General features: G+C 57.9%; 11 protein-coding genes. 3 read left to right on the top strand and 8 right to left on the bottom strand.

Annotated features, from left to right (window positions below; genetic code table 11):
* Window positions 1–68: 68 nt before the first annotated feature.
* Window positions 69–2573, top strand: coding sequence for a TonB-dependent siderophore receptor (locus CKW23_RS17025; protein WP_025260035.1), 2505 nt, complete (start codon window positions 69–71; stop codon window positions 2571–2573).
* A gap of 127 nt (window positions 2574–2700) precedes the next feature.
* Entirely contained in the window at window positions 2701–3141 is a 441-nt protein-coding gene (locus CKW23_RS17020; protein ID WP_025260034.1) for a CBS domain-containing protein, read from the top strand.
* Window positions 3142–3194: 53 nt separating this feature from the next.
* Here the strand turns inward: CKW23_RS17020 and CKW23_RS17015 are convergent, their stop codons facing one another.
* A complete protein-coding gene (locus CKW23_RS17015) occupies window positions 3195–3725 on the bottom strand; it encodes a DUF4174 domain-containing protein (protein ID WP_025260033.1) in 531 nt (176 codons plus the stop codon).
* A 127-nt stretch (window positions 3726–3852) separates the two neighbouring features.
* Entirely contained in the window at window positions 3853–5055 is a 1203-nt protein-coding gene (locus CKW23_RS17010) for an aspartate aminotransferase family protein (protein ID WP_025260032.1), read from the bottom strand.
* 103 nt (window positions 5056–5158) lie between these two features.
* On the opposite strand from CKW23_RS17010, the gene CKW23_RS17005 reads away from it, so the two are divergent.
* Window positions 5159–6076, top strand: coding sequence for a LysR family transcriptional regulator (locus CKW23_RS17005; RefSeq protein WP_025260031.1), 918 nt, complete (start codon window positions 5159–5161; stop codon window positions 6074–6076).
* Between the two features lie 9 nt (window positions 6077–6085).
* On the opposite strand, the gene tssM is transcribed toward CKW23_RS17005, so the two are convergent.
* Genes tssM through CKW23_RS26795 form a run of 6 tightly spaced genes read right to left on the bottom strand, consistent with a single transcriptional unit; the run spans window position 6086 to window position 13204 of the window.
* Complete coding sequence (tssM, locus tag CKW23_RS17000; RefSeq protein WP_095068029.1) at window positions 6086–9583, bottom strand: type VI secretion system membrane subunit TssM; 3498 nt, start codon at window positions 9581–9583, stop codon at window positions 6086–6088.
* Window positions 9580–10455 carry a type IVB secretion system protein IcmH/DotU gene (gene icmH / locus CKW23_RS16995; protein ID WP_256590472.1) on the bottom strand — a complete coding sequence of 292 codons (876 nt, stop codon included), beginning with the start codon at window positions 10453–10455 and terminating at the stop codon, window positions 9580–9582. The genes tssM and icmH overlap by 4 nt, the downstream gene beginning before the upstream one ends.
* 2 nt (window positions 10456–10457) lie before the next feature.
* Window positions 10458–11792 carry a type VI secretion system baseplate subunit TssK gene (gene tssK / locus CKW23_RS16990; protein WP_025260028.1) on the bottom strand — a complete coding sequence of 445 codons (1335 nt, stop codon included), beginning with the start codon at window positions 11790–11792 and terminating at the stop codon, window positions 10458–10460.
* Window positions 11785–12279 (bottom strand): type VI secretion system lipoprotein TssJ, encoded by a 495-nt coding sequence (tssJ, locus tag CKW23_RS16985; protein WP_025260027.1) that lies wholly within the window; start codon window positions 12277–12279, stop codon window positions 11785–11787. Before tssJ ends, tssK begins: the two co-directional genes overlap by 8 nt.
* A 5-nt stretch (window positions 12280–12284) precedes the next feature.
* Window positions 12285–13046, bottom strand: a complete 762-nt coding sequence (locus tag CKW23_RS16980) for a type VI secretion system-associated FHA domain protein (protein WP_051427728.1) — start codon at window positions 13044–13046, stop codon at window positions 12285–12287.
* A gap of 17 nt (window positions 13047–13063) precedes the next feature.
* Entirely contained in the window at window positions 13064–13204 is a 141-nt protein-coding gene (locus CKW23_RS26795) for a type VI secretion protein (protein ID WP_074569124.1), read from the bottom strand.
* Window positions 13205–13216: the final 12 nt, after the last annotated feature.

Here is a 13216-nt window from a genome sequence, read left to right as displayed (position 1 = left end):
CTGCTGTCTGTTTTTTCCCGGTGTGCGTCAGGGCTAAGGAAACCCTCCATTTGCACCAAGGATCTTTCATGTCTCGCCCTGCCAGTTCGCTGCATCCCTTGGCACTTGCCATTTTCATGGCCTGCGCTGCGGTGCCTCTGCAAGCCGCCGAATCATCCGTGCCTGAGCAACAGGCCAGCGTTGTCAGCCCTTTCTCGATCCCGGCCGGGGAGTTGAGTGAAGCGCTCAATACGCTTGCGGAGCAAGCGCAACTGGTACTGGCATTCGACCCGGCACTGACCCGAGGCAAACGCAGCAACGGGCTACAGGGTCAATTCAGTACCCAGGAGGCCATCAGCCGGTTGCTCAGCGGTACTGGCTTGCAAGCCCTGGCGTTATCGGCCAATCGTTATCGCATCGAGCCAGCGCCCGAACCAACGGAAGGAACAATGGAGCTGCAAGCCACCAGCATCATCGGCGCGACCCAGGCCGAGAGCGCCAGTGGTCCGGTGTCGGGTTATGTCGCAACCCGTGGACGTACCGGAACCAAGACCGACACCGCGCTGATCGAAACGCCACAGTCGATTTCAGTGGTCACCAAGGACCAGATGAAAGCCCAGGGCGCATCGAGCCTCAATCAGATCCTGCGCTACAGCGCGGCGGTGGTACCGGAAACCCGTGGTTCTACAGCCTCGCGACTCGACCAGATGAGTATTCGCGGTTTCTCCCCGGCGACCTATCTGGACGGCCTGCGCATGCCGGGCAACCGGGATGCGTCACCGCAGAAGGATGCCTTCGATCTGGAACGTGTCGAAGTGCTGCGCGGCCCCTCTTCCGTGCTGTACGGCCAGGCCAGCCCCAGCGGCGTGGTGAACATGGTCAGCAAGTTGCCGACCGAGACGCCTTTTCGCGAAATCGGGCTCACGTACGGCAACTTCAACAAGAAGCGCACGACCTTCGACTTTGGCGGGCCGATTGACGATCAGGGTGTCTACTCCTATCGCGTGTCCGGGCTGTATGACGATGCGGACGGCCAGATCAAACACACCGAAACCCGTCGCCAGTCCATTGCGACAGCGTTCACCTGGCGCCCGAATGAAGACACTTCGCTGACTTTTCTGGCGAATTATCAAAGCGATCCCAAAGGCGCGTCCTATGGGTCGATCCCGGCTTACGGCTCATTGCTGAACAGCCCGACCGGACGCGATATCGATGTGGACTTCTACGACGGCGAGAAGGATTTCGAGAAAAGCGACCGTGAATATCACGCTGTCGGTTACCTGTTCGAGCATCACTTGAACGATGTCTGGACCTTTCGCCAGAACACCCGCTACCTGCGCAGCGAAGGTATCTATCAGAGCATCTACAACGGCACCGATGCCTTGCAGCCCGATTACCGCACCATGGGCCGCTACACCATCGGCAGCGATGTAAATATGGACTCCTACACCCTCGATAATCAGTTGCAGGCCAAATTCGACACAGGCCCTGTGCAGCACACAGTACTGTTTGGTGCCGATTATCAGAACATCAGCACCGACACCGAATCCGGGAATGGCAATGGCCCGTCCCTGGATCTGTTCGATCCGGTCTATGGCCGCCCGGTAGCGCCCATCACCTACACCACTGACGCGACCGCTCGCAGTCAGCAGAAAGGCCTGTACCTGCAAGAGCAGTTGAAGTGGGACAAATGGGTCTTGCTGATGGGGGGCCGTTACGACTGGGCTGACAGCACTAACAGCTCTAAGCGAATCGCGACCGGCGTGAAAACCAAAAGCTCGGTGGAAAGTGAAGCCTTCACCGGACGCCTGGGCCTGGTCTATCTGTTCGATAACGGGCTGGCACCTTACATCAGCTATTCCGAATCCTTCGAGCCGCAATCGGGTACGGGCCTGGGCAACAAGCCTTTCGAGCCGACCGAGGGCAAGCAGTACGAACTGGGCATCAAATACCAGCCACCGGGTAGCAACAGTTTCATCAGCGCCGCCATCTTCGATTTGCGACGCACCAATGTGCTGACCCCGGACCCGATCGCGACGAATATCTGCAATGGTGCCCGCTGCCAGGTCCAGACCGGCGAAGTCCAGTCACGCGGCTTCGAGCTTGAAGGCAAGGCCAGCCTGAGCGACAACCTGGATATCACGGCGGCTTATGCCTATCTGGACAACCAGATCAGCAAGTCAAACAGCACCGTGCGGGTCCAGCCGGGCATCGTCGGCCAGGCCAATGGCCCGGCGCTGCCGGCTGAAGGCACAACCCCGCCAGCCATTCCCCGCCACACTGCCTCGGCCTGGGTCGATTACACCTTTCGCGAAGGCAAGCTGGACGGCTTTGGTGTCGGCGCGGGTGCGCGCTATATCGGCTCGACCTGGGGTGATGAAGCCAACAGCCTGAAAGTACCGGGCTACACCCTGTTCGACGCCGCGGCGCACTATGACATTCCAAACCTCTACAACCCGATGGACAACCTGCGCCTGGCGTTGAATGTCTCCAACCTGGCCAACAAGGAATACGTCGCGTCCTGCTATTACTATTCATGGTGCTGGTACGGCGCACAACGCACCGTGCAGGCCAGTGCGACCTATCGCTGGTAAATCATGCAATCGGGGGCTTGGCATCCCCCTTTCATAAACACTTGCCTGAACTCTCCGATCCCGTGATTCTGTAGTGCCCTCAGCAGAGGGCTACAATCATTCAGGTCCTCACCCACGGAGAGCCCCCATGAAAACCGTTGCCCAATTGCTGAAGCTCAAATCCGAACACAACCAGCAAGTGCATACCATCGGTCCCGATCAGATGGTGCTCGATGCACTCAGGCTGATGGCCGACAAGAATATCGGGGCATTGCCGGTCGTTGCAGGCGGTGTGGTTGTCGGGGTGGTCAGCGAGCGTGACTACGCACGCAAGATGATTCTCAAGGGACGCTCGTCTGTCGGCACGCCGGTCAGCGCCATCATGAGCAGCAAGGTCATCACGGTCGATTCACAGCAGAGCGTGGAAACCTGCATGGGCATCATGACCGACAATCATCTTCGTCATCTGCCGGTCGTGGAACACGGGCAGTTGCTGGGGCTGTTGTCCATCGGTGACCTCGTCAAGGAAGCCATCGCGGAACAGTCCAGCCTTATCCAGCAGCTTGAGCAGTACATTCGCGGCGATTGAGTTTCAGCACAAACAAGGGGGAGCTGGCAACACAGCTCCACCCTGCTCTCTCATCAATCGTCCAGCGTCTTGCCTTGGGTCGCCTTGCCGGGTTTCGCAGCCTTTTCGGCAGGGGCCGGTTTGGCTTCCGGTTCGGGTGGCGGCACGGCAGCTTCTTTTTCGCGCATCGGCATCTGATCGATGGTGGCGAAGATTTCCTTGGGATCGATTGCGCCGGATTTCTCGATCTTCTTCTCGCCATCCTTGCCCACAAGAATGACCTTGGTCTGCACACCCGCACCCAGCTTGAGTTCGCGTATCAAGGCCATGGTGGACTGGGCATCCATGGTCTTGCCGTTACGTTCACCGATGGTGTTGACCACGGTATACAAGACCATGTTGCGCTGGGCGAATGCCTCGCGATTGGCGGGTTCATCAAGGGCCTTTTTCAGGCTGATCAGGGTGGGGTCGACCGTGCTGGGAGCAATGATGATCAACGGACGTGTCTTGCCGCGCTCCTGCGCCAGCGGTGCATCGCCGTCAGCCGCAAAGGACGGGCCGGCAGCGATCAGCAAGGTGGCGAGGGTCAGGGACCGGATAAGCATGATGGGCTCCTTTCAAATCCATGGGGGTAAGCATTACGCGTAGAGACTCGTAATTCCCAGCGTTGTTCTACCGCATCTGCATCATCACGGTATAGCCCAGGATTTGTCTTTCCCTCGATCCATTGCTTCAGGCACAGCCCTGAACAGCCCTGCGAGTGACGCTATCCAGTGTCCTGACGATGCCTTGCACAATCATCTCGACCTCTGCGCCATCAAGGATCAACGGCGGCAAGAGACGAATGGTCTTGCTTCTCGTCACATTGATCAACAAGCCCTGCTGACTGGCTGCAACGGAGGTCAGATCAGCAATGGCTTGTTGCAATTCGATGCCGATCATCAAACCCGAACCACGGATTGCTACCACCTCGGGATGACTGCCCAGCTCTTCACGCAACCGCTCCAACAGATGCTGCCCTTGCAGGCGAGCGTTTTGCACAAGATCCTGCTGTTCAATGATGTCGATGACGGTACAGGCAGCGCGACAGGCCAGCGGATTACCGCCAAACGTACTGCCATGGCTGCCTGGGGTAAACAGCCGGGCAGCCGCACCTTTCGCCAGACAGGCACCGATGGGGATGCCGTTGCCCAGGCCTTTGGCAAGGGTCATGACATCAGGCACGATACCTTCGTGCTGAAAGGCAAACCATTGCCCGGTACGGCCCATGCCCGTCTGGATTTCATCAAGCATCAGCAACCAGTTGCGCCGCGTGCAACGTTCACGCAAGGCTTTCAGATAGCCCTCAGGGGCGACCTGCACGCCGCCCTCGCCCTGCACAGGTTCGACCAGCACTGCGGCGATGCGATGGCCATGGCTTTCACATACCCGGTCGAAGGCCTTCAGATCCCCGAACGCGACCTTGATGAAGTCGCCTGGCAAGTTGCTGAAACCCAGCCGCACGGCAGGCCCGTCGCTGGCAGACAAGGTGCCCAGCGTACGTCCGTGAAAGGCGTTGTCCATGACCACCACCAATGGCTGGTCAATACCTTTGTGCCAGCCATGCAGCCGGGCGAGCTTGAGTGCCGTTTCGTTAGCCTCCGCACCGGAGTTGTTGAAAAACGCACGCTCCAGACCCGATAGCCGGGTCAGCTTATGCGCCAATCGTTGCTGCCAATCAATGCTGTACAGATTGGAGGTATGCAACAGTAACCCGGCCTGCTCGGTGATGGCCGCGACCAGCAAGGGATGGGAATGCCCGACATTGGTCACCGCAACACCCGCCACGGCATCCAGATACTCGCGGCCTGCCTGATCCCACAGACGGGTGCCAAGGCCACGGACAAGATTCAGGTCCAGAGGCTTGTAAGTAGTCATCAGGCAATCGGCGGTCATGGCGTAAAGCTCCAGGGTGGTCAGACAGTTTTTGCAGTATCGTTAGCCACCAAAGCTGGATAAACAGTACAACCCTTCAATCATTTTAAACTTGGACTTGATAATGGATTTGCTCCAGGCAATGTCGGTGTACGTAAAAGTCGTGGAAGCCGGCAGCATGACCGGCGCAGCGCAGCAGTGCTCGATCTCCACGACCATGGTCGGCAATCATCTGCGGGCCCTGGAACAACGCCTCGGGGTGAGCCTGCTCAAGCGCACCACCCGGCGTCAGCGCCTGACAGAGTTCGGTGCTGCCTATTACGAACGCTGCCTGGAAGTGCTGGGGCTGGTGGCCGCGTCCGAACGGCTGGCCGAGCAGGCTCAGGGCGAACCCACCGGTACGCTGCGCATCACCGCGCCCCTAACGTTCGGCTCGGAAGTGCTGGCTCCGTCCCTGTGCGAGTTCTCTCTGCAGTTCCCCAAGGTCAAGCTGGACCTGGTCTTGACCAACCAGCGCCTGGACTTGCTCGATAACGGCTTCGACGCGGCGATCCGCATGGGCAACGTGCCGGAAAACTCCCGCCTGATTGCACGCCCCTTGCAGGACTACACCCTGACCATTTGCGCTGCGCCGGATTACCTGGCCCGTCGCGGCATTCCACAGCGTCCGGAAGATCTGCAACTGCATGACTGCCTGGCATTCGCCTACCCGGCCGGGGATGACTGGAGCGGCGTGGAGAAAAACTGGCGCCTGACCGGGCCGGAAGGTGAAGTCACGGTGGAGATAAGCGGCCCGATGGTGATGAACAGTTCATCAGGCCTGTACCGGACCGCCAGGGTTGGAGCGGGGATTGTCATGCTGCCCGATGCTTATGTGGAACAGGACCTGCGTGATGGCCGGCTGGTTGCGCTATTGCCCGACTATCACTTGCCCAGCAGGCCCATGCATCTGATCTACTCCCCGGATCGCTATCAGTTGCCCAAGTTGCGCAGCTTTGTCGATTTCACCATTGACCGCTGGGGCAAGCAGGCGCCGGAATAAGACCCTGCTTCAAAGCTGTGCCGGCATCCGGAATCTGCGCAATACCGCAACATCGAAGGGGTTGGCCGCTCGCTGGGCGAGCAACAGGTAATTGGCCCTCAGCCCTCCTACATCGGCCTTGAGCACCAGCACATCCCGGCCCTGGAGGGATTCGGTCTGCATCAAATCCAGCAGGCGGAACAGTGACCATGGCCCGGTAGTTTTCTCGATACCGATGGGCCGTTCTGCCATTCGCTCCAGCACCAGGCTGGCGCGACCGTCATCCGCATCGGTCGGCCATCTGAACGAAACCGGCACAACAGGACCATGGCGATACTCCATCATCTGATCGCCCAGACGAAACTCGGCACGGCTCACGGCCGGGTCCAGCGTGTAGGGTTCCAGCTTGAACTGCACCAGCGGCTCCTCGGGATTTTCTGCAAAGAAGCTTTTGCGAATGGTGTGCACGCGCCCCATCTGGTCGAGGTAGGCACGGCTGGCTGGCAAGCCTGAGCCATCAATGGTGCGCAGGCGATAATGCCCCGGATCACCGCTGACAAAAGGCTTCATGTAGCTGTCGAAAAAGCGCTCGGCAAGGCCTTGAGCCTTGAAGAACTCCCGAAAATCGTTGATGGCCACATCGCTGCTGCTATGGGCATGAAACGGATAACGTTTATCGAGCGACTGTTCATAAAAGCTGTACAGCTCATTCCTGTAACGCTGGTTGATGTGTTGATAGGCCTCACCCAGAACCCATGACCAAGTGTCTTCGGCCAGTCCGTTGAACCATCCGCCAACAGGTTGGGGCAACCGGGCGGATGCATTGCGAAGGTTGCTCAGCGCATCCCGCTGACCCGTCATGCGGACTCTGGCCATCTCGAAAGCCAGTAGCTCAGGCTGACCGGACCGCCCAAGGCTGGCCAGTTGCTGTTGCACGTCGTTCAAGGCCTGCATGACCGCCAGCAGTTCTGCAGCAGGGCCGTTGTGTTCATCCAGCAAACGATGCAAGGGCTCGAAACGGCGCTGCAATGACTTCTTCGCCGTATCCGGCAGTTTGGGAGCCAGAGCCGCTGCCTGATCGGCTGCCGCAGACGCCACGGCATTCAGCACACCTGAAGGCGCGCCCTCAGCTACCTGCTCCAGGTTTTCGGCAATAGTCGGAAACAGCGTGTTATCGCGTACTTGCGTCAGCAGTTGCACCAACGGCGAATTGGCAGCTGTCATGCCGGCTGCTTGAACTGCCCCATGCAAGGGGCCTTCAAAGGGCTGCAATGCAACCTGAGCGACCGCTTCGCTCCAGTGATTGGCGTAATCACGAAAATACAGCTGCTCCAGCTCGACCATCAGGCTGCGCATTTCCATGCCGCTCAGGCCTGAACCCTCGCCCAGCACCCAGTTGTCACGCAGGATGTCATTGACCGCGACAACGCCCTGAGTCACAAAGAACTGTTGATAGCCTTGGCGGGTATAGAAACCGGGAATCGGGTATTGCGTACCGACCAACAGACTGGCCTGGGTGCCGATATGATGACCCAGGCGATAATCCGCAAGGCTGCGTGCCTGCTCGCGCAGGAGCCGATAGACGATAGTGGCCAGGGATTCACTGCGAAGCGCCTGACGAGCCTGTGCCACCAATGCATCGTTGATCGGGTACTTGAACGGTTGCCGAAGCAGGCGCTCCAGATGGCCATTTAGCTCGCTCTGTTCCCTGGGCAGACCTGCATAACGCAGCGTCCAGTCAGCCGCCATCCAGTCTTGCAGCCAGGCCTGGTCGCGGCGCTCGGGCAAGTAGAGCATCAAGTAAGCCCGCAAGCTGCTCAGCAGTTGTTCACGATCCTTCATGCTGGCCTGTATCTGTGCTTCCAGTGTGCGGGCTACACGGGGTAACAACTGGCTTTGCAGTTCAGCCTGATAGGCACCCGAAAGCACCTGATTGCTCGTGACGCCTTGATAAAGGCCGCTGCGCTCATGCAGCGCGACCTCTTCCCTGCCAGGAAAGACCCGGGTGGCTTCATGACTGAGGTTCAGGGACTTGAGTATCGCCAGGGTATCGGTCTGGGCATTCATGCCCGAACGTTGCTGGGTCCATTGCTGAGCCAGATGGCGAATACGCTCCAGACGATCATGATTGGCGCTGAAACCGTTCGCCCATAGCGCGCCGAACAACACCAAGACCATCAGGGCCGCACAATACGCTGTGCGTCGAATCCAGCTCATCCGCTGACGCTCGCCCTTGTCCATCATGGCCAGAGCCGCCTCGGGAAAGATCACCCGACTCAAGAGCTGACGAATGAAGCGTGGCCGCCCGGCGTGCATGCCTGGCAATGCTCTGGTGTTGATCGGGGCATGTTCACCCTCCTCTGCACCGTTCTCTTGAACGCTTGGGAGTAAGTGAGGCGCACGGGTCAAATAAAATCCCCGTAACTGAGTGGCACGCTGATAGCGACTGCCCGCAAAAGCCATCTCGGCAAACAGACACAATCGATGCCCGATCCCACCCAGCTGATCGGGAAACCCAAGCATTCGCCCACGACGCTGCGGGTCATACTCCTGGTGAATGCGCATGATGACCTGGCTGCCAATACGTCGCAGCAGCGCTTCAAATTCCTGTCTGAGCACATCGGGGTCACTGCCCCGCTGATCCTGGCCGAACGTTGCGCCAAGCACCTGCTCACCCTCTTCCTTGGACAGAGGGTCGAAAAACTCATCGAACCCCGTCAGCGAGTCGGCCTTGGTCAGCACCAGATACACCGGCACGTCGACACGCAACTGGCGGTGCAACTCATCCAGACGGCTGCGCACCGCTTCCGCCATCATTTCCAGACGGACTTCGTCGTTACCGGACAGGATCTCGACGGGCAATGTCACCAGCACCCCATTCACAGGGCAGGTACGCCGACGATTGCGCAGCAGCCCCAAAAGCATCAGCCAGGCACTGGCATCGATCAGTGGCTGACGCTGCTCCAGATAACGGCCCGGCGTATCGATGATCACCGCCTGATCGGCAAAGTACCAATCGCTGCCGGCAGTACCCCGAGTATCGCGGGTCAACTTGCGCTCGACCTTGTTGAGCGGGAAGTCCAGGCCGGAAAAGTCCAGCAGGCTGGTCTTGCCACTCCCGGCCGGCCCGATCAACAAGTACCAGGGCAAGTGCTTACCCTCACCACCATACAGGCTGGAGAGTCTGATGACGCGCAGGGCGTCCTTGAAGCGACCGGATAATTCCTTGTGTTCCTTTTCAATCAGGGCCTGCTGACGAAGCTGTTCCTGACCTGTGGTGTCGGCTTCTTTCTGCTTCCTGTCTGCTGCGCTGCGCCAACTGACGAAAACCATGCCCAGCCCCCACAGCAGAAACAACAGGCTTACGGACAAGAGCCGGGATGTCGGACTTTCCCAGAACTTGTGATCGGCCACGGCCAGCAACGGTCCCGTGAACCAGATGCACAGCACCACAAACAATACCGACAGCAGCGTCCAGACCCATGTCTTGCACAACAGGGCTGCCAGTTTCTTCAAGAGGTTTTTCATTGCATGTCTCTGTTTACGACCGAGGACTTGAGTACTTCGGAATGGACTTGCCGATAGGGTTTGAGCACCGTTTCGCGCTGTTCGGCCAACACCCAGGCGAACCCCGAATACATGGCGGCCAGGCTCACGAAAGTGAACAAGCCGATCAGCCACCAGGGCGCAGTGCGAACGGTCGAGCCCTGCTGTGTCTGTAACCCATGCCAGTGTGGCGACAGTTCTGCGCAGACATCCCCACGCAATTGCCGGATCTGCCGGTAAAGGCCGTCACGAATGCCTTCCAGCTCGATATTGCCGCGCTTCATCACGCGGTATTTGCCTTCAAATCCTAATGACAGGCACAGATACATCAACTCAAGCATGGATAAATGCCGGGCCGGATTGCTCGACAAGCGCTCCAGCAACTGGAAGAACTTTTCGCCGCCAAAGGTTTCCTGATGGAAATGGCTCAACAGGCTCATCGTCGACCACTCACCGCCCCACGGAGTGGTCAGGACGGTTTCATCAAGCACCGTACACAGCACATAGCGGGCAGCCAGCAATTGATCGTTCTCTATCCCGTCCTGCCGGGCTCGAGCCTCGAAGAGCTTGATGTACCGGACAAGCCTGCGGTTCACTGCGTGAAGCTCCCCCGCTTCTGCACTTGCACTGCCTGCCAGCTCGACGACTTGTACCAGCAGATCACTCGCTGCCGCGACCAGAGGATTGATGTTGATGCTGAACGTTTGCGCCGGTGCCAGGCGTGCGGTGTAAGTCAGGCGCTCTTCGAGCTGCTCGAAACCTGGTGGCCGGGTGAAATCGGTCAGGCCTCCATGGGCAGTATTCTGTTGATGAACCACGTTGGCGTCGTGGTCGTTCTCCCTGTCAAAGCGCATGTTCATGAGTTCCTGATGGCCCAGAATTGCAAATCAAGCCCGTCAAACTCACCTGAAACATGGAAAGCAAAGCCTCCGGAGTTTTCTACCAGGGCCTGTTCCTGAGCATTGAGTTCGAGAATGAAATAGGTCTTGTTCGAGTGAAACGGAATCTGTCGGGGCGCAACCGGCAGCGGTCTGAGCCTGATTCCCGGCAGATGCAGGTTGACCAGCTCGCGAATGCTCTCCACGGACCCGACCTTGAGATGTGAAGGCAGCCGATGGCGCAACTCTTCGGTATCGCAATGCGCACTGGCAGCCAGAACGAACGACGCCGAACCCAGCAATTGCTGATCGACACGCGGGGACACCAGAACGCCATACTGACGAGCCTGCAGCTCCAGTTCAGTTGCATGCTGTTCGAGCACCATCGACAACACTTGCCGGATCTCGGCCATCAAGGCGCTGAACGTCGCCTCTTGATCACTGTGCCGATAACCACTGCTCAGCACAGGGCGCCGGGTGTCGCCGCCGAATGTGGCCAGATCACCCAGCATGACCAGCAACACGCGGTACAACTCTTCCGGATGAACCTCTTCGATGTTCAGGTAATGCCTGAGCAGCAACTCGGTACGGTTGATCAGTTGCAGCATCATGAAATCACCGACTTGCCCGCCACCGACCTTGCCGCTTGCACGAACGCGCCTGGCAATGACATCGCCGCGATACTCCAGCAAGCCCACCACTTCCTTGAGGCATGACGTCAGATAGGTCGAGCGACGGGCATTGATGAATGTCGGGGTAAAGCCAGGGGCCAGCGTGATTGCCTTGTCAGGTGAAGCCGACAGGACATGGCACACCTTGAGCCTCACATACGTCTGCTCGCCCTGCTGCTCACCCGGCAGCAGGTGAAAGTCCGGGCGCGCGCAAATGATCTCCGTGGAGTTTCCTTCCCCGGCATTGGAGTCCGATATCTTGCGTGTATAGGAGGTGTATCGGGCCAGCACATCGGGCTGTTCCGGTCCCCGCGCCTCAATGCAATTCCCGGTCACCAGTGGCAATGCCAGATAGACCGGCGTGTCCATGGTATTGGGCGGTATATCCAGAGCCAGGGGTTTATCACGATCCCCAAGGTCGAAAATGCTGCCATCGGGAAGAACCCCCGACGCCTGAGCGATCACGATCTGCCCGGAAGTCAGAAACTGCGGGTCTATCACCAACTCTGTGAAGCCCCACACATAGGCACCGGCCAACCGGGTACGGACTCTCATCTGATGATCGTAATAACGGTCGTTATGCTGAAAGTGCTGCGGACGCAATAACATGCCTTCACGCCAGATGACTTTATGCTCACTCATGGCTGGTCATTCGCCCTGGCTGATGTTCATCGCTACGGTGAATACCGGCGTCATCGAGCGACAGTTCGGTACGGGTATGCCCCTCGACCGTCAACGGAATGACATAGCGCCACCGGGTTTCAGGCAGGTTTCGATAAGCAGCCAGAACTCCGACATACTGACTGTCTTTCCCGGTCTTCAATTTGAGAACGATGCTTTGCCCCGGCAGTAATTCCAGCTCCTCGCTTGCGACGAGGTCCGTACTCAGGGACTCTTTGGAGCGTCCATACAGACTGAAAAAATCCATGTTCTCGAAAGCAACCGGATGCTTCAGCTCAAGCAGGCGCAACACGATAGGAGAGGATCGACCGTTGATATCGGGGTTAAGGCCGTCACTGGCTATCAGTTGCAGACTCAAGCGGGTCTGGGTCGAGTAAGGCGACAATGCCGAACAACTGCTCAGTGCCAGCAGCACGGGCAGCATGATCGAACTCTTGAGGCAAAACATAGTTATCATCCTTGGGTGTCCAGGTAGAGGGTGTTTATCAGGCGAATCTGTTCTTCATAGGCATGGGCAAAGTTGCTGACCAACAGACGTTTTTCCCATTCACCCTCCTGCTCCAGAGAGTGGTAATGACGCACATAGGCGCGCCAACGCTTTCCCGCCGTTTGCAATAACGAGAGACCGCCATCCTGTTCAAACTTCCAGGTCAGTTGTTGCGGTGAAAACTGCTCCAGCGTGAGACGCGCCATGGTGCGACTGGCATCCAGCATGGCAACTTGATGAGCCTGTAATGCTCGAAAGTCCTGCACAAGCGAAGACACTGGAAACTTGCCATTCAATACGCCATCAACCGCCGCACTGACATCGGTCGCCCGTTCAATTGGCCCCATGCCCTCCGGCGCCAACTGCAACTCGCTTTTCAACTCACGGCGGGTACGCAAATTATCTTTTATACCGCTAATACAGTGCCTGAATAACCGTGCAGTATTTAACGCCAGCACCTGACGAGCCGACGGTTCAAGATGATCGATATTAATACCCAACGCGTCGCCAAATGCTTTCCAGAAATCGCCAGTGAGGGTTTGTGATTCGCCCTGACAAGGCTCGGCGAACGGACAATCAATCAGAGCAGGCAGCAACAGGCTTTCACTGTCCACGGGAGCATGATCTATCCCATACCCCGCTTGAAGGGGCGCTCCCGGTAAGGCCTTCATGTCCATGGCGGCAAGTGGGTCCAACGAGGTATTCATCCCTTCAAAGAAATTTTCCATGATTCTTTCTCTTGCCACTACTTGCCACGATTTATTGAGTCGGGGTCGCCCAACGTACGATATTCGTCATCATCAAATTTGAAGTGGCCACCACACCCCGCCAGAAAATTTAAAACGACAAAAACAAAAACAGCAGGCAGCCAATAACGAACACTCATAAAATGCCTCTA

It is taken from the genome of Pseudomonas sp. Irchel 3A18, from assembly GCF_900187465.1.
Lineage (GTDB): Bacteria > Pseudomonadota > Gammaproteobacteria > Pseudomonadales > Pseudomonadaceae > Aquipseudomonas > Aquipseudomonas cichorii.
The sequence above is the reverse complement of the archived record's forward strand: the minus strand, read 5'-3'. Positions and strand labels throughout refer to the sequence as shown.